This is a genomic window from Spiractinospora alimapuensis (assembly GCF_018437505.1).
In the GTDB taxonomy this organism is placed as follows: domain Bacteria; phylum Actinomycetota; class Actinomycetes; order Streptosporangiales; family Streptosporangiaceae; genus Spiractinospora; species Spiractinospora alimapuensis.
In genome coordinates this window covers 4,288,850-4,305,345 of sequence record NZ_CP072467.1, presented here as the reverse complement: position 1 = coordinate 4,305,345, position 16,496 = coordinate 4,288,850, and the positions used below count along the sequence as shown (strand labels likewise).

The 16,496-nt window shown below is 69.3% G+C and carries 14 protein-coding genes and 1 pseudogene; 10 read left to right on the top strand and 5 right to left on the bottom strand.

Annotated elements, in window-relative coordinates; all coding sequences use genetic code 11:
• The first annotated feature begins 76 nt into the window (after nucleotides 1–76).
• From J4H86_RS20135 to J4H86_RS20125, 3 genes are all read left to right on the top strand, one after another.
• A complete protein-coding gene (locus J4H86_RS20135) occupies nucleotides 77–1,363 on the top strand; it encodes a DUF418 domain-containing protein (protein WP_236539463.1) in 1,287 nt (428 codons plus the stop codon).
• 181 nt (nucleotides 1,364–1,544) lie between these two features.
• Nucleotides 1,545–2,489 carry a nucleoside hydrolase gene (locus tag J4H86_RS20130; RefSeq protein ID WP_236539461.1) on the top strand — a complete coding sequence of 315 codons (945 nt, stop codon included), beginning with the start codon at nucleotides 1,545–1,547 and terminating at the stop codon, nucleotides 2,487–2,489.
• 111 nt (nucleotides 2,490–2,600) lie between these two features.
• Nucleotides 2,601–3,119: a MaoC family dehydratase gene (locus tag J4H86_RS20125; protein ID WP_236539459.1), complete on the top strand. Its 519-nt coding sequence runs from the start codon at nucleotides 2,601–2,603 to the stop codon at nucleotides 3,117–3,119.
• A gap of 4 nt (nucleotides 3,120–3,123) precedes the next feature.
• Here the strand turns inward: J4H86_RS20125 and J4H86_RS20120 are convergent, their stop codons facing one another.
• Entirely contained in the window at nucleotides 3,124–3,786 is a 663-nt protein-coding gene (locus J4H86_RS20120; protein WP_269134487.1) for a response regulator, read from the bottom strand.
• A 531-nt stretch (nucleotides 3,787–4,317) separates the two neighbouring features.
• On the bottom strand, nucleotides 4,318–5,556 hold the full coding sequence (locus J4H86_RS20115) for an ATP-binding protein (protein ID WP_236539458.1): 1,239 nt from the start codon (nucleotides 5,554–5,556) through the stop codon (nucleotides 4,318–4,320).
• 157 nt (nucleotides 5,557–5,713) lie between these two features.
• Between J4H86_RS20115 and J4H86_RS20110 the strand changes: the two genes are divergently transcribed.
• The 7 genes and pseudogenes from J4H86_RS20110 (at nucleotide 5,714) to J4H86_RS20075 (ending at nucleotide 12,948) form a co-directional block, all read left to right on the top strand.
• Complete coding sequence (locus J4H86_RS20110; protein WP_236539455.1) at nucleotides 5,714–7,030, top strand: PspC domain-containing protein; 1,317 nt, start codon at nucleotides 5,714–5,716, stop codon at nucleotides 7,028–7,030.
• On the top strand, nucleotides 7,023–7,220 hold the full coding sequence (locus tag J4H86_RS20105; RefSeq protein ID WP_236539453.1) for a hypothetical protein: 198 nt from the start codon (nucleotides 7,023–7,025) through the stop codon (nucleotides 7,218–7,220). Before J4H86_RS20110 ends, J4H86_RS20105 begins: the two co-directional genes overlap by 8 nt.
• Before the next feature lie 192 nt (nucleotides 7,221–7,412).
• On the top strand, nucleotides 7,413–7,967 hold the full coding sequence (locus tag J4H86_RS20100; RefSeq protein WP_236539451.1) for a (2Fe-2S)-binding protein: 555 nt from the start codon (nucleotides 7,413–7,415) through the stop codon (nucleotides 7,965–7,967).
• Nucleotides 7,964–10,319 (top strand): annotated as a pseudogene (locus J4H86_RS20095) (xanthine dehydrogenase family protein molybdopterin-binding subunit). The gene J4H86_RS20100 and the pseudogene J4H86_RS20095 overlap by 4 nt, the downstream one beginning before the upstream one ends.
• Nucleotides 10,316–11,170: an FAD binding domain-containing protein gene (locus J4H86_RS20085; protein WP_236539449.1), complete on the top strand. Its 855-nt coding sequence runs from the start codon at nucleotides 10,316–10,318 to the stop codon at nucleotides 11,168–11,170. Before J4H86_RS20095 ends, J4H86_RS20085 begins: the two are co-directional and overlap by 4 nt.
• A gap of 115 nt (nucleotides 11,171–11,285) precedes the next feature.
• Nucleotides 11,286–12,011 (top strand): SRPBCC family protein, encoded by a 726-nt coding sequence (locus J4H86_RS20080; RefSeq protein ID WP_236539447.1) that lies wholly within the window; start codon nucleotides 11,286–11,288, stop codon nucleotides 12,009–12,011.
• Between the two features lie 52 nt (nucleotides 12,012–12,063).
• Nucleotides 12,064–12,948, top strand: a complete 885-nt coding sequence (locus tag J4H86_RS20075; RefSeq protein ID WP_236539446.1) for a 1-aminocyclopropane-1-carboxylate deaminase/D-cysteine desulfhydrase — start codon at nucleotides 12,064–12,066, stop codon at nucleotides 12,946–12,948.
• A gap of 134 nt (nucleotides 12,949–13,082) precedes the next feature.
• Here J4H86_RS20075 and J4H86_RS20070 read toward each other — a convergent pair whose 3' ends face one another.
• The 3 genes from J4H86_RS20070 to J4H86_RS20060 all read right to left on the bottom strand — a co-directional run bounded on the left by J4H86_RS20070 (nucleotide 13,083) and on the right by J4H86_RS20060 (nucleotide 16,494).
• On the bottom strand, nucleotides 13,083–14,600 hold the full coding sequence (locus J4H86_RS20070) for a methionine--tRNA ligase (RefSeq protein WP_236539444.1): 1,518 nt from the start codon (nucleotides 14,598–14,600) through the stop codon (nucleotides 13,083–13,085).
• A 112-nt stretch (nucleotides 14,601–14,712) separates the two neighbouring features.
• On the bottom strand, nucleotides 14,713–15,432 hold the full coding sequence (locus tag J4H86_RS20065; RefSeq protein ID WP_236539442.1) for a hypothetical protein: 720 nt from the start codon (nucleotides 15,430–15,432) through the stop codon (nucleotides 14,713–14,715).
• Nucleotides 15,433–15,612: 180 nt separating this feature from the next.
• Nucleotides 15,613–16,494, bottom strand: a complete 882-nt coding sequence (locus tag J4H86_RS20060) for a phosphotransferase family protein (protein WP_236539440.1) — start codon at nucleotides 16,492–16,494, stop codon at nucleotides 15,613–15,615.
• Nucleotides 16,495–16,496: the final 2 nt, after the last annotated feature.

The window sequence follows — 16,496 nt, the reverse complement described above, 5'->3', positions numbered from 1 at the left end:
GTGAATTCCCGGAAAGATCGGAAATGCCCCCTGGGGAGGACTGCGTTCGGCGACGGTCAGATGACACGATGAGGTCATGGCATCGGAGCCCGAGCACACCCCTCTTCAGGCAACCGCCGAACAGACGGCCGCATCCCGCCCCCAGACCCCGGCCCCCGGCCCGACCCGTGCCGCGGAGCGGGCGCTCGCGCCCGACCTCGCGCGGGGGTTCATGCTGCTGCTGATCGCCCTCGCGAACACGCCCTGGTACCTCTGGGGCCGCGCCTACGTCGACACCACGATCCACCCGCCCGACGGATCGACGGTGGACCGATTCGTGCAGGCGGTCATCCTCACCGGGGTCGATGGTCGCGTCTATCCGATGTTCGCGTGTCTGTTCGGATACGGCATGGTCCAGCTACTCCAGCGGCAGGTGCGGCTCGGTGAGTCGGAGGGTCGGGCCCGGCGCCTGCTCGTCCGGCGCAACGTGTGGTTGTTGGTCTTCGGCTTCGTCCACGCCGCGCTGCTGTTCATGGGGGACGTTCTCGCCGCCTACGGTCTCGCGGGCCTCGTCGTCGGCGCGTTGTTCCTGCGTCGCCGTGACACCACGCTGTTGGCCTGGTCCGGCGTGGGCGTCGGGATCCTCGTGCTGCTGGCCGTGTTCTCCGCGATCGGTGCGTACTTCGCGGTGACGCAGGGACTCGAGGCCACGGGGGACACCTTCTCCACGTTCGCGGTCTCCGCGAACAGCATGGCCACCGACAGTTACCTCTCCTCGATCGTCGCCCGCCTGTCGTTCTGGCCGCTGTTGGTAGTGGGCCAGGGGCTGTTCGGGCTGGCGGTACCGATCGCCATCCTGCTCGGGTTCTGGGCGGCGCGCCGGCGCGTCCTGGAGGAACCGGAGCGGCACCTAACCCTGCTGCGGTGGGTGGCCGGCGTGGGGATCGCGATCGGCTGGGTCGGTGGACTCCCGCACGCGCTGGTCCACGTGGGCGTGGTCTCCTTCCCAGAGGAGGCGGCGTTCGTGTTCACCGTGCTCATGACGCCCACAGGTCTGTGTGCCGGCATCGGCTACGTCGCCCTCTTCGGGTTGATCGCCCACTGGCTGCGCAGCCGTCCCGTGGGCCGGATCCGCGCCGCCGTGGTGGCGGTCGGTCGCCGGTCCCTGTCGTGCTACCTGGCGCAGTCGTTGATCTGCGCGCCGCTCCTGACCGCGTGGGGACTCGGATGGGGGTCGCACCTGTCCAGCGCCACGATCGCGGCGTTCGCGGTCGGCGTGTGGTTGGTGACCTTGGTGGGCGCCGCGCTTCTGGACCGTGCGGGGCGACGCGGCCCGGCGGAGGTCCTGCTGCGGCGATTGACCTACCCGCGCTCCGGAGGCTGATCCCCGACGCACGGGACCCGGACGCGTGGACGGGTCCCGGTTCGGCGGTGCCGGTGCCGCCCCGGTTACGCTGCGGATGGCTCGATCGCGGTGACCCGGCGCGTGGCCCCGGTGGCCGCGCCGAACGGAAACCGGGTTCTGGGCCCGTGGCACCGGCCGTGACCGTCGAGATGGAGACGCAATGCGAGTATTCGTGGACACCGACCCGGGCATCGACGACGCGGTCGCGCTCGCCTACCTGACGGCTCTCCCCGAGGTCGACATCGTGGGTGTCGGGGCGGTCTTCGGAAACAACCCGGTCGACGTCACCACGGACAACGCGTCGCGCCTCATGCACCTGTTCGGTCGGCCCACGGTGCCGGTCGCCCGCGGGGCCGCGGGGCCCCTGGTGGGGCCGGCCGCGTTCGCCGAGCACGTTCACGGGATGAACGGCCTGGGCGAGGTGGAGACGCCGCCGGCGCGCGAGGGCGCGGTACCGGGCTCCGCCGCTGAGCTTCTGGTCCAGTTGGCCCGGGTCGCCCCCGGGGAGATCGACGTCCTCGTGCTGGGGACGTTGACCAACGTGGCGCTCGCGCTCGCGATCGAACCGGAGCTGCCGCGGCTGCTGGGTCGGGTGGTCATCATGGGAGGCGCGGTCACCGCGCCGGGCAACACCACTCCGTGGGCCGAGTCCAACATCCACAAGGACCCCGAGGCGGCCGAACGCGTGCTTGCCGCCGGCTTCGACACCACCCTGGTCACGTTGGACGTGACGATGCGGACGCTGGCCACCCAACCCTGGTTGGACCGGCTGTCCCGGGTCCAGGGCACGCGGGCGGAGTTCTGCGCGAAGTTCCTCGAGTTCTATGTCGGGCACTACAGCACCGAGGTCTTCGGGCACACGGCATGCGCCATGCACGACCCCCTCGCCGCCGCCATCCTGGTGGACCAGTCCCTGGTCGTCGCCGAGCGGCAACGCCCGGTACGGGTGGAGCTCACGGGGACACACACCCGCGGGATGACCATTGCCGACCTGCGCCCGACCCCGGCGCCGGAGGAACGTCCCACCGTGCGCCTGCCCACCGAGGTCGCCACGGAGGAGTTCCTGGAGCGGCTCCTGCGTGCGCTGGCCACGGACGTTCCCTAGCGCAATCTTGAGTGAGGGCCACGGGGGTGGGCGTGTTCGCGGTTCCCGGGCCGTGTCGCCGACTCCACTCCCCACAATCGGAGTGAGTGCCAACCAGAGGGAGGAGATCCGATGGTGGAGAGATCGTTCCCGGTACCGATCGACCAGCGGTACTTCGAGGACTACGTCGTCGGCACGACGTACGAGTTCGACGACACGGTCACGGTGCGGGAGAAGGACATCGTCGCCTTCGCGGAGGAGTTCGATCCGCAGTCGTTCCACGTCGATCCCGACTCGGCCGTGCACGGCCAGTTCGGCGGACTGATCGCCAGTGGTTGGCACACGACGGCGGTGATGATGCGCCTGCTCGCTCGCCACTACCTCTCCAGTGTCGCCAGCCTGGCGAGTCCCGGCGTGGACGAGCTGCGGTGGGTGGCCCCGGTCCGGCCGGGGGACGCGCTGCGGCTGCGCGCCACCGTCGTCGAGAGCCGCCGTTCGCGCACCAAGCCCGACCGTGGGATCGTCCGGACCGCGATCGAGCTGCTCAACCAGCGCGACGAGGTCGTACTGAGACTAACGGCGATGAACCTTCTCGCGGCGCGTTCCGTACTGCCGGAGGGGACCGACGGGAGTCCGGGCCCGTCGGCCTGACGGCTCACACGAGCTTGCGCGCGCTCGCCCAGCGGGACAGTTCGTGGCGGTTGGACAACTGGAGCTTGCGCAGCACGGAGGAGACGTGGGTCTCCACGGTCTTCACCGAGATGAAGAGCTCCTTCGCCGCCTCCTTGTAGGCGTATCCGCGCGCGATGAGACGCAGGACCTCCCGCTCGCGTTGGGTCAGGCGGTCCAGCTCGGGGTCGATAGGGGGCGCGTCGGTGGCGGAGAAGGCGTCCAGGACGAAGCCGGCCAGCCGCGGCGAGAACACGGCGTCGCCGTCGGCCACCCGCACGATGGCGTCAGCGAGTTCCTTGCCGGAGATCGTCTTGGTGACGTAGCCGCGAGCTCCACCGCGGATGATTCCGATGACGTCCTCGGCGGCGTCGGACACCGACAGGGCGAGGAAGCGGATGTCGGGGTTCGCGGCGAGAACCCGCCGCAGCACCTCGACACCTCCCCCGCCGGGAAGGTGCACGTCGAGCAGGACGAGGTCGGGCTGGTGCTCCTGGATGACCCGGACGGCGTTGTCGACGTCGCCCGCCTCACCCACGATCGTCACGCGGTCGCCGAGCTCCTCCCGGACACCGGTCCGGAACATCCGGTGGTCGTCCACCAGGACGACGCGAGGGAGCTGGGCCTCGGAACGCGTCTCGTCAGTCACGCCTTCGAGCCTACTCGGATCGCCTCACGGTCTGAAGAACTGGTGGGCGTCCGTTACGCCACGCGGTGCCGCGCCGTGCCGCTGTCCCCGACGTCGGGATCGTGCGTCCGCGTCCCGCCTGGGCGCGGTGGGCCCGGCCGGACCTCGAGGCCCCGATCCCCTGTCTAGCCTCTCGTTCTCGCCGAGCCTGGGGCCACACGCGGAGCGCCGGCGAACACCACACCTCACAGCCTCGGCCATCCACCGGGAGGTGTGCGTCAGCCCGCTGCCGTCCGGGGCATCCGGAGCTGGACCTCAGTCCCCATCCCCGGGGCGGTACGGATGCGGGCGGACCTCCGCGACCTGATCTGCCCCGTACCCGTGCCCGTGCGGCGCGCCCGGGCGAACGCCGCCCCCCAGCCGGACGCACCATGGCGCTCCAACGGTTCGCCCGGAGCAAACTCCCGCTCGCTCCCGACCCCCACCACGCGCACGCGGAGCGCCGGCGTACACCGCACCCCACGGCCTCGGCCATCCACCAGGAGGTGTGCGTCAGCCCGCTGCCGTCCGGGGCATCCGGAGCTGGACCTCAGTCCCCTCCCCCGGGGCGGTACGGATGCGGGCGGATCCGCCGTGGCGCTCCATCCGGCCGATGATCGACCCCCGTACGCCCATCCGATCCGCCGGAATCGACTCCAGGTCAAACCCAGCACCACGGTCCCGGACGAACACGAGCATCTCCTCGGGTTCGACCTCGCAGTAGACCGAGATGGAGCCGACGCCGGCGTACTTCGCCGCGTTGACGACGGCCTCGCGGGCGGCGTTGACGACGGGGCGCAGGGTGTCGTCGATGTCGGCGTCCCCCACGCACACGACCTCGATGGGCACACCGTGCTCCTGTTCGACGTCGGCCGCCATGCGCTCCATGCCGACGGCGACGGTCGTGGCCGCGGTGGCGGCGGATCCGTAGAGCCACGAGCGCAGGGCGCGTTCCTGGACTCGGGCCAGTCGCTGCACCTCGCGGGGGTCGTCGGACTTGCGCTGGATGAGCGCCAGGGTCTGCAGCACCGAGTCGTGGATGTGGGCGGCGATGTCGGCCCGTTCCTGGCTGCGGATGCGTTCCTTGCGCTCGAGGTCGCGTTCCCGCACCAGGCTGAGGATCCACGGTGCGGCGACCATCGCGATGCCACACAGGACGGCGAACGTGGCGGAGAGGCCTTGGCGCGCCTCGCTGATCTCCTGGCGGAAGGCGAGGAAGCCGACGACACCGATGACGATCAGGGCGACGCCGGCGGCGATCCGCAGCAGGTTGCGTCGGCCGGTCAGTCCCGGCGTGCCGACCCAGGTGTCGCGCTGCGCGGGGTTGGCCTGGTACCAGAGGACGGCGACGCCGAGCATGCCGAAGACGATGAACCACAGCAGGGGGTCGACGATGCCCCCGAGCGCGCCGAGCAGGATCCACCCGATCAGCGCCACCGCGGCGAACGCGAGGACCTGCGCGATCCGGCGCCCGGTGGATCGGGTGGAGGTGGCGCGCGCCGCTCGGGCCTCGTCGCTCTCGGCGGACGCGTCGTCCGACGTGGCGGGCGCGTGGAGCGCCGGCGGAACGAAGACGACGAGTGCGATGTAGATGGCGATGCCGACGCCACCGATCGCGAGCACGAGCAGCGCCAGGCGCACGATGTTCTTCTCGAGCCCGAGGTGTTCGGCCAGGCCGGCGCCGACGCCGGCGACCAGCCGGTCGTCCACGCTCCGGTACATCCGGGGCGTCGTCGTTGCGGTGTCGGCCACGTGCTCTCCTGATCGCGTCCTCGTGTTCTCTCAGGATGCACGCTGACGACCCCGGAGCACATCGGGGACGCCCCCGCGTTTCTCCGGGGAGCCGCTCCGGGCCGGGTCAGGGTCGTCCCTGATGGATGTGAGAGGCCCGGTGGTCCACGATGGAGCCATGGAGGAGCAGCAGGGTGGGACCGAGGAGAAGGCGGTGCCGACCGAGGAGGGGCGGCCGCTGCACCGGGCGCCTTCCCAGGGCGTACTGACCGGGGTGTGTGCGGGCCTGGGGGCCTACACACGCGTCGACCCGGTCGTCTGGCGATCGGCGTTCGTCATGACCGCCCTCGCCGGCGGCGTGGGGGTACTGCTGTACTTCGCGGCCTGGGCGCTCATGCGTGACGAGGAGCAGGGGCCGGCCTTGGCCGAGCAGTTGCTGAACCGGCGGCTGCACCCTGAGGCGGTCCTGTCGCTGCTGGCGGCGGGGATCGCGGCGTGTGCGGCGCTCAGCATCTTCGGCGGTCCCGGATGGGGGACGCTCGTTCTCTCGGTCCCCCTGCTGCTCGGCCTGTTGACGGCGCGCGCCCGGGGTGTCGACCTCGCGCAGACCGCGCGCGACCTGCCCACACTGCTGCGCTCCGACGCGCCCGCTCCTCCCGAGCCGGCGCCACCGTCCGAGCCCGCCTACTACGATCCCGCCGTTCCCTGGTCGGTGGCGGGTGGTGGTCCGGTCGACATGCGGCTCGTCGCCGAGTCGACGGGCGAGGAGGAGTCCCGGCAGGACTCCTCAGAGTCCTCTCCGGCCGCACGTGACCAGGCACCGGCGCCGCGCCACCGCGGGCCCTCGCTCGCGATGGTCGCCGTCGGACTGATCTGTGCCGTCGCCGTGGGGATCGCGGCGGCCGCCGACGCGCCCTCGGCCGCACTGTTGGTCGGTGAGGGCGCCGGCACCGTGTTCTTGGGGAGCGCCATCGTGATCATCGGAACCGCCTTCCTGCTGGGGTCCTGGTTCGGCGACCCGCGTGGGCTCGCGATTCTCGGCATCCTCGCGGTGTTGGTGACGACCACCAGCGTCATGACGGACCTCACCGAGACAGAGGTGGGTGGACCGAACTGGCGCCCGGCCAGCGTGTCCGAGGCGGAGACACCGCACGAACTGACCGGTGGGAGCGCGCTGCTCGACCTGTCCGCCGTACCCTACGACGAGCTCGATCCCGGGCAGCAGCTCACCGTGGACGCCACGGTGGGGTTCGGGACGCTGGACGTCCTCATTCCGGACACCGTGGCCACCGAGGTGCGCGGACAAGTCTTCCTTGGAGGGGTGAACATACTGGATTCATCGTCACGGGCCGGGTTCCGCGTCGACCTGACGGAGACACTCGAACCCAACGCCGACACCATGGCGGACGCCGAGGACGTCGAGGAGACGACTCCCGCCACGCTGGTCCTCAACCTTCGATCGCATGCGGGGAACGTGACGGTGAACCATGTCTGAAAAGCGACCTTTTGACTGGTTTTCGCTGAGTGCCGGAATTCTGTTCGTCGCTCTGGGCGCGGCATTCATCCTGCGCGGCACCGGCCATCTGGAATTCAGCGGACTTTGGGCCCTGCCCGTGCTGATCGCCGGGCTGGTCATCGCCGGAATCGTCGGTGGCGTAGGGCGTACGCGGCAGCGTCAGGGGTGAGCCACCAGCCGGGATGAGGCGACCGCAACGAATACGCGCCCTAACGCGCGACCACGCGCGGTGTCTTAACAAACCGTGCCAAGACTTGGTCCCGTTTTAGCTGACTTCCTCTGGCGAGTCGCGAAGGCGTGTTTTACGTTGGCTCTACCCCTGGAGCAGTCTCCATGGCCAAATCCCGGAGGTGTAGCCTGAATGCCACAGATCCGCGCGACCGTTGACGGTGTCCGCTACGACGATCAGGTCGAAGCACGCCTGCTGCTCATCCATTATCTCCGCGAACGCCTCGGCAAGGTCGGCACACCCGTGGGGTGTGACACGACGAACTGCGGCTCCTGCACGGTACTCATGGATGGCCTGTCCACAAAGAGCTGCTCGGTGCTCGCCGCTCAGGCCGACGGGCACGACATCACCACGATCGAGGGGCTCGCCGAGGACGGGGTGCTGCACCCGGTCCAGAAGGCCTTCCACGAGGCCCACGCCCTGCAGTGCGGCTACTGCACGCCCGGGATGATCATCGCGGCCGTGGACCTGCTCCGGGAGAACCCCGACCCCACGGACGACGAGATCCGCGAGGGGCTGGAGGGCAACCTCTGTCGCTGTACGGGCTACGCCAACATCGTGCGCGCCGTCCGCTCCGCGGCGGAGGTCATGCGTGCCAGCGCGGCCGAGCCCGGCAGCGTTCCCCAGCAGGCCACGTCGACGGCGGGGGCGGACGCACCCGCGCCGACGTCGGGGGGTGCGTCATGACCACTACCCCGCTCGGCCAGGCACTTCCCCGCAAGGAGGATGCCCGACTCATCACGGGGCGCACACAGTGGACGAGCAGCATCCAACTCCCCGGAACGCAGTTCGTGGCGTTCCTGCGGAGCCCGGAGGCGCACGCCCGCATCACCCGCATCGACACCTCCGAGGCGCGCCGACAGCCCGGCGTGGTCACGGTCCTGACCGGTGCGGACCTCGCCGGCGAGCAGGGAAGCCTGCCCTGCGCCTGGCCGGTGACCGAGGACACGGTGATCCCCAACCACCCGCCGATGGCGGTGGAGGAAGTCCGCTACGCCGGCGAGATCGTGGCCTGCGTCGTGGCGCGGGACGCCTACGCGGCGGCCGACGCGCTGGAGTCCATCGACGTCGACTACGAACCACTGCCCCCGGTCATGGACATGGAGGCCGCGCTCGCCGACGGCGCCGACCTGGTGCACGCGGACGTGGGGACCAACAAGTCCTTCGTGTGGCCGTTGGACACCGGGGACGTCGACGAGGCCTTCAGCGACGCCGCGGTCACGGTGACGCGGCGCTATCGGCAGCAACGGCTGATCCCCGCCGCGATGGAACCACGGGCCGTGGTGTGCGCGCCCGACAGCGACGGCTTCACGCTGTGGTCGGCCACCCAGATCCCGCACATCCTGAAGATCCAGCTCGCGCTGGTGACGGGGATCCCGGAGCACGAGATCCGGGTCGTGGCGCCGGACGTGGGCGGCGGCTTCGGATCCAAGCTGCAGGTGACCGGGGAGGAAGTGCTGGCGCTGCTGTTGGCCAAGCGCCTGGGCACCCCGGTCAAGTGGACCGAGACCCGCAGTGAGGGGTTCCAGACCACGCACCACGGGCGGGACCAGATCCAGGACGTCTCCATCGCCGCGGACGCCGACGGCCGGCTCCGTGGCCTCAAGGTGGACCTGCTCGCCGACATGGGCGCCTATCTGATGCTGGTGACGCCCGGCATCCCGGTGCTCGGCGCGTTCATGTTCCCGGGCATCTACAAGATGGACGCCTACCACTTCACGGCGACCGGCGTCTTCACCACGAAGATGCCCACGGACGCCTACCGCGGCGCGGGTCGCCCGGAGGCGACCTTCGCCATCGAACGCATCATGGACGAACTCGCCGCGGAACTGGGGATGGATCCGCTGGAACTCCGGCGGCGCAACTGGATCAAGCACGAGGAGTTTCCCTACGACTCGGTCGCGGGGCTGACCTACGACTCGGGCAACTACGAGGCCGCTACAGAGCGGGCCGAGCAGCTCTTCAACTACGAGGGGCTGCGGCGTGAGCAGCGGGAGCGCCGCGAACGGGGCGACCGGGTGCAACTCGGACTGGGCATCTCCACCTACACGGAGATGTGTGGTCTGGCTCCCTCCCGCGTCCTCGGCCAGCTCAACTATTCCGCCGGCGGGTGGGAGCAGGCGTCCGTACGGATGCTGCCCACCGGGAAGGTCGAGGTGGTGAGCGGGGCGACCCCGCACGGGCAGGGTCACGACACCGCGTGGAGCCAGATCGTCGCCGACCGGCTGGGCGTTCCGTTCTCCGACGTCCAGGTGCTGCACGGTGACACCCGGGTGTCCCCGCGGCATGGACACCTACGGGTCGCGTTCGCTGACCGTCGGGGGCGTCGCCGTGGTGGGGGCCTGCGACCGGGTGATCGAGAAGGCGCGTCCGCTCGCCGCGCACATGCTCGAGGCCGCCGAGTCGGATCTGGAGTTCCGCGACGGCGCGTTCCGGGTGCGGGGCACCACCGAGCCGAAGGCCTCCATCCAGGACGTCGCGCTCACGACGTTCGCCGCGCACGACCTGCCGGACGGCATGGAGCCCACCATCGACGCGGAGTTCACCTTCGACCCGGAGAACTTCTCCTTCCCGCACGGGACCCACCTGTGCGCCGCGGAGGTCGACACCGAGACCGGGCAGGTCCGGTTGCGCTCCTATGTCGCGGTGGACGACGTGGGGAAGACCGTCAACCCGTTGATCGTGGAAGGGCAGGTGCACGGCGGACTCGCGCAGGGCATCGCCCAGGCCCTGTTCGAGGAGGCCGTCTACGACGACAGCGGCAACCTCGTGACCGCGACCATGGCCGACTACCTGCTGCCGACCGCGGCGGACCTGCCGGAGTTCGTCACCGACCGGACGGAGACCCCGGCCACGTCCAACCCGCTGGGGGTCAAGGGCGTCGGGGAGGCGGGCACCATCGCCTCCACACCGGCCGTCGTCAACGCGATCGTGGACGCCCTCGCCCCGATGGGCGTCACCAACATCGAAATGCCCTGCACACCTGAGCGGGTCTGGCGCGCCGTGGTCGCCGCCCGTGGCCAAGGAGGCGCACAGTGATCCCACCGCGTTTCGAGTACCTCAAACCGAACGACATCGCCTCCGCGGTCGAGGCCATGGGCGAGAGCGAGGACCCCAAGGTCATCGCGGGCGGCCAGAGCCTGATGCCGCTCCTGCGGCTCCGGTTCGCCGAGCCCGACGTCGTGATCGACCTCGGCGGGATCCAGGACGTGCGTGGGGTGCGCGACGAGGGCGACCACCTGTGGATCGGCGCCATGACCACGCACTACGACGTGGTCCGGGACCCGCTGATCGCGGAGCACTGTTCCCTGTTGGCCACGGCCACCCAGACCGTCGCCGACCCGGCGGTACGCCACCGGGGGACACTCGGCGGCGCCTTCGCGCACGCCGACCCGGCCAGCGACCTGCCCGCCGTCGCGTTGGCGCTCGAGGCCGAGATGGTGGTCCAGGGGGCGGGCGGCGAACGGGTCATCCCCGCCTCGGAGTTCTTCGTCGACTATCTGGAGACCACTCTGGAACAGGACGAGGTGCTGACGGGCATCCGTATCCCCAAGAAGTGGGGCGGGTGGAACTTCCACTACGAGAAGTTCACCCGGACGGCGCAGGCGTGGGCCATCGTCGGGGTCGCGGCGGCGGTGCGGCGCAGCAACGGTTCCGTCGCCGAGGCGCGGATCGGGCTCACGAACATGGACTCCGTGCCCGTTCGCGCCGCGTCGGTGGAGTCGGCCGTTCGCGGCGTCCCCGCGCAGGAGGAGGCACTGGCGGAGGCGGCACGGACCGCCGACGAGGGCACCAACCCGCCCAGTGATCTCCACGGCAAGGAGGACTACCGCCGGCACCTGTCCCGTGTCCTGACCGGACGGGCTCTGGCGCGGGCGGCGGGACTCTGATCAACTCGGTCGTCGAGGGTGGTGTGCGCCGGGGCACGGTCCGCCGGCGCACGCCACCGGGCCGTAGAGGAGAGCCACTTGGGTGGCTAGGAAGGCCGGGCTCAGAGCTGTGAGCATGCAACTGGAGAACGACTTCACCGTCCCCGTACCTCCTGACCAGGTATGGGAGGCCTTGCTGGACGTGGAGCGGATCGCGCCCTGCATGCCGGGCGCGACCCTGGACTCGTCCGAGGGCGAGACGTACAACGGTCGGGTGAAGGTCAAGGTCGGTCCGATCACCGTGACGTACCGCGGACAGGCCAAGATCGTGTCGCGGGACGACGACAACCGTGTCGCGGAGATCGAGGCCAAGGGGAAGGAGGCCCGCGGCTCGGGAACCGCCGACGCACGCATCACCGCGCGGGTCCAACCCAGCGACGACGGCACTCGGGTCAGTGTCACGACCGACCTGAACATCACCGGCCGGGTCGCACAGACCGGACGCGGCATGCTCAGTGACGTCAGCGGGAAGCTGGTGAACCGGTTCGCCGACAACCTGGCCACCGAACTCACCCAGCCGGCCGCTGGTGGAGAGACCCAGGAAGCGCCGACCGGTGGAACCACCTCGGCTCCCGGCGCGGCGGCCGGGGCCGGAGCCGGTGCCGACGCGGGGGCCCAGCCACGCGTGAGCCGCGCCTACTCCGTGGACGAGAACGTCGCCGCCCGCCCAGCACAGGACGAGGCGATCGACCTCGTGGAAATGGCGGGAACGCCCGTGCTGAAGCGGGTCGCGATCGCAGCCGTCGCCGCGGTCGTCGGCGTCGTCCTCCTGCGCTGGCTCATCCGCCGCCGGCGCGGCTGACCGCCGCCAGACGCCCCCACCGGTCCGGTGGGGCGCGTCCTACCCTTGTGCCATGCGGACCGCCACCGGTGCGGAGTTCCCGGTTCGGGTTCCCTCACCCCTGCACGAAGTCGTCGACGAGCGCCTGACCCGACGCGGGGTGCGGCTCCTTCTCAAACGCGAGGACCTGATCAACCCGGAGATCCCGGGAAACAAATGGCGCAAGCTGCACCCCAACCTCACGGCGGCCCGCGCCGCAGGGCAGGACACCCTGCTGACCTTCGGCGGCGCCTACTCCAACCACGTCCGCGCAGTGGCCGCCGCCGGACACCACTTCGACTTCGGCACCATCGGCGTCATCCGCGGCGAGGAGCACCACCCCCTCAATCCGTCCCTCTCCTCCGCCGTCGCCCACGGGATGCGGCTCGCCTACATGGACCGCACCACCTACCGTCGCAAACACCAGCCCGACGTGGTGGCGCGGCTGCGCGAGGAACACGGCGACTTCTTCCTGATCCCCGAAGGCGGCAGCAACGCCGCCGCCGTCCACGGCTGCGCGGACGTCGCCCGTGAGATCACCGAACCCGTTGATGTGGTCTGCTGCCCGGTGGGTACCGGCGCCACCCTCGCCGGAATCGCCGCCGGTCTCCCGCCGGACGTCCGGGCGCTGGGTTTCCCCGTCCTCAAGGGAGGCGAACACCTGGCGACAGAGGTCCGCCGCCTCCAATCCGAAGCGGGCCTGGAGACCGACAACTGGCACCTAGAACCCGACTTCCACTTCGGCGGCTACGCCAAGCGGCCCGCCGAACTCGAGGCCTTCATCCAGGACTTCCACACCCGCCACGGTCTCCGACTGGACTTCGTGTACACCGCGAAAACGATGGCGGGGCTGTTCACCCTCGCCGCCGACGGCCGGATCCCCGCCGGAAGCCGGGTGGTGGCGGTCGTGACCGGGTAGCCGTGGCCCCGCCCCGCACCAGGCCGCGAAGGGGGCACGGCGAGCAACCGGAGTTGCCACAAGGCAGTGAGCCGCGCGGAGCGCGACCGCGATCGTTCTCGGTGCCGGCGGCGCAGGTGGCTCGGGACGACCTCCTACTCAGGAGAGACGGGCTCCATGCGGGGGAAGAGCGGCTGCGGCGTGGGGAGTCGGCCCTCCGTCGGCAGGAGCTGGGCGGAGACTCGCTCAGAAGCGGACGGCAGGAAGGGGCTCAGCTCGTCAGCGACGACACGGACGGCATGGGTGAGCAGCGCCAGTGTGTCGTTGAGGGCCGCGCCGGCCTCGGCGTCGCCCTCCTTCTCGGCCTTGGCGAGGTTCCAGGGCGAGACCTCGACCACGTAGCGGTTCGCCTCTTCCACGATTTTCCAGACGGCTGCCGTGGCGGTGCGGAAGTCGAACCGTTCCATGGCCGCGTCAACCGCTTCGGGCGCGGTGTCGATGGCCTGTGTCAGAGGCAGGACCGGTGGTTCGTCGGGCAGTGGGGGAACGTGGCCGTCGCGGTACCTATGGATCATGCTCACGGTGCGGTTGACGAGATTGCCGAGCCCGTTGGCGAGGTCCTCGTGATAGCGGGCCAGGAGGCGTTCGAGGGTGAAGTCGGCGTCGCCGACCCGCGCGACGTCACGGACGAGCCACCAGCGCAGCGCGTCGGGGCCGTATGCGTCCACGATCTTGACCGGATCGATGGCGTTGCCGAGGCTCTTGCCGAGCTTGCGGCCATCAACTGTCAGGTAGTCGTGGACGAAGATGGTCGTGGGAAGGGGTTGGCCGGCGCTGAGCAGCATCGCCGGCCAGTAGACCGCGTGGAAGCGCAGGATGCCCTTGCCGATGACGTGCGTCCGTTCGTCGGAGTCGGTCCACCAACGGTGGTACGTCTCACCGTCGGTGCCGTAGTCCAGGGACGTGATGTAGTTGCCCAGAGCGTCCCACCATACGTAGATGACCTGCTTGGGGTCATCAGGAACAGTGATCCCCCAGCCCCGCGCCCGTTCGATGGACCGCGAGATCGAGAAGTCCTGAAGTCCGCTTCTGATGAAGCTGAGGACCTCGTTGCGGCGACTCTCGGGTTCGATGCGCAGTCGCCCGGTCTCGATGACGTCAAGGAGCTGCCGCTCGTACCGCGACAGCTTGAAGAACCAGTTCTCCTCGCTCACCTCCTGTGGAGCGGTGAGGTGCTCGGGGCACAGTCCGTCGAGGAGTTCTGCCTCGGTGTAGAACTGCTCGCAGCCGACGCAGTACAACCCCTCGTAATGCTTGCGGTAAAGGTCTCCCGCGCTCTCCGTGGCCCGCCACAGCCGGTCGACGCCGCGTGCGTGGCGGGGGTCGGAGCTCGTACGAATGAAGTCGTCGAAGCTGAGCTGGAGCGGTTCCCGCAGGCCGTAGAAGGCAGCGGCGTTGCGCTCCACCAGCTGCGCTGTGGGTACGCCCTCGGCCTCGGCAGCGATCGCGTTCTTCAACGAGTTGTCATCCGTGCCGCTCAGGAACCGAACCTCGTGCCCCCGGTGCCGCCAGTGCCTCGCCATCACGTCCGTCTGCACCATCTCCATCGCGAACCCCAGGTGCGGCGTGGAGTTGACGTAGGGAATGGCGGTCGTGATGTAGCGGCGTGTCATCGTGCCTCACCGACTCAGAGAACGTCTTCGAAATGACGGCGGATAGTGCGGGGATCCTACCGACCAGCGGCCAAGGTAGTGCCTGGTTTTCGACGCTCAGCACAGGCGGCCTTCAGGCCCTCGCCATCAGTGGTTCAGTCAGCTGGGAGACCGGCTCCTGCGGCTGGGCGATGAGGGGCATAACGGACGTGGTCACCTTGGAGTACAGGTGTGAACCGTCGAGTCGCTGCTCGACGGACTCGACCCGCAACTGCTGGTGGCCGGGGATCTCGATCACCTGATCTGGGAGATAGTGCGGGTAGTTGGTGGAACCGAAGATGGTGGAGCCGTCTTCCAGCTCGGCTACGAAGCGCGTGGTGACAACGACGAGGTTCGGACCGGCCTGGAACATCACACCGTCAAAGGGCGGGATTCGTTTTATGCCATTGAGGCCTTGCTTCAGATGCGAGAATCCGCCTTCGACTCGAGAGTGGTCAAAGGGAGCGTCACCGCGTAGATCGGTTCGCGACGTGGCATTGACATGTGCCATAAGTTCACCGCGACCTGTGCGCATCACTCCTTCGCGACCGTTACCGGGCAGGTGCCCACCGATCGTGAGCTCGCCTCCGGAGGCTCGGAACATGCCGACTGCACCCAACTCTTCCCGCGCGGCCATGATCAACGCACGGTCACAGCACATCAGCACTATTGAACGGGGATCCCACCCATCGGCGATGCGCTCAAATGTCACGTCCATTTCACTCACGCCCGTCGATGGGTCGATCGCTCCGGTACCGCGCCCCTGGATGTGACGGCCGTTGACGTGCCCGGTGATGCTGTAGTCGTGTTTCATGGGGTGGATTCCTCCCGACCTGTCCTGCCGACAGAGGGGTCAACGGAGGCTGCGCACGATCACACCCGTGGGACGCTCGGCCTCCGGTGACCTTCGGCCATCACGATTCCACGCTGTCGGCATGACGGGGAGGGCATACTTTGGGGCATCGAAAGGCAGGGTGTGAACGTGCCCTGTGGACTAGAACGCGCTCCAAGTCCATGGACGCGGTACCTCGCCGCGCAAGCACCGGAGGCGATACTGGGCCTCAGCGTGGGCGCCGGGACTGGTGCCGCTCTTGCCGAGGAGGAACCACAGCCATCGCAGTTCCTGGATGTCAGCCAGAACGCGATATCCGGGTGACTCCGTGACGTCGTACCCGCCATACGCGGCGACGAACGAGGCGTAGTCATCCCGGGCAAGGCGGGCGAAGTCGGTGTAGTCCACCGCGAGGGGGACGAGGTCGATGTCTGGCGGCCCCAGAGCGACACTCTCCAGGTCCAGGATGAACATCTCCCCGTCGTCGGCGACCGCGACGTTGCCCTGCCACGCGTCTCCGTGGATCACCCGCGATTGCGTCTCCACCACCGCCTGATAACCCTGGCGAAGTTCGTCGACGCGCCGCACCAACCAGGCGTGGTCCCCGGGGGCGAGAATCATGGACTCAAGCTCCGCTGCGTCGATCCCGTGAAATGGGTCGAACCTCGTGAGCCCGATGTCTGGAACTGCGAGGTCATGGAGCTTTCGCAGGACAGAACCGAGCTCGGCTGGGCTAGCCGCACGGTGGCGTGGCAGCAGTCGCCACCAGGTGACCGGCCGCCGGTCGACGACGACGGCTTGATCCACCCCGTGGAGGGCGTGGACCACGGAAATCCCTCGGTCCTCCAACCATCGAGAGACAGACACCTCCCGCTCCGCCACATCACCTTCCCCGGGGCGCCCGACACGGGCGACGATCCGGCCCGGCAACTCGTAGAGGACGTTGGCGCCGTCGCGGATCACCTTCGCACCAGTTGGGTCAATCCCGACCGCCTGCGCGGCGCGGTCGAGAATCCTGCGCGCGTCGTTCACAGAAGAGGCCACAC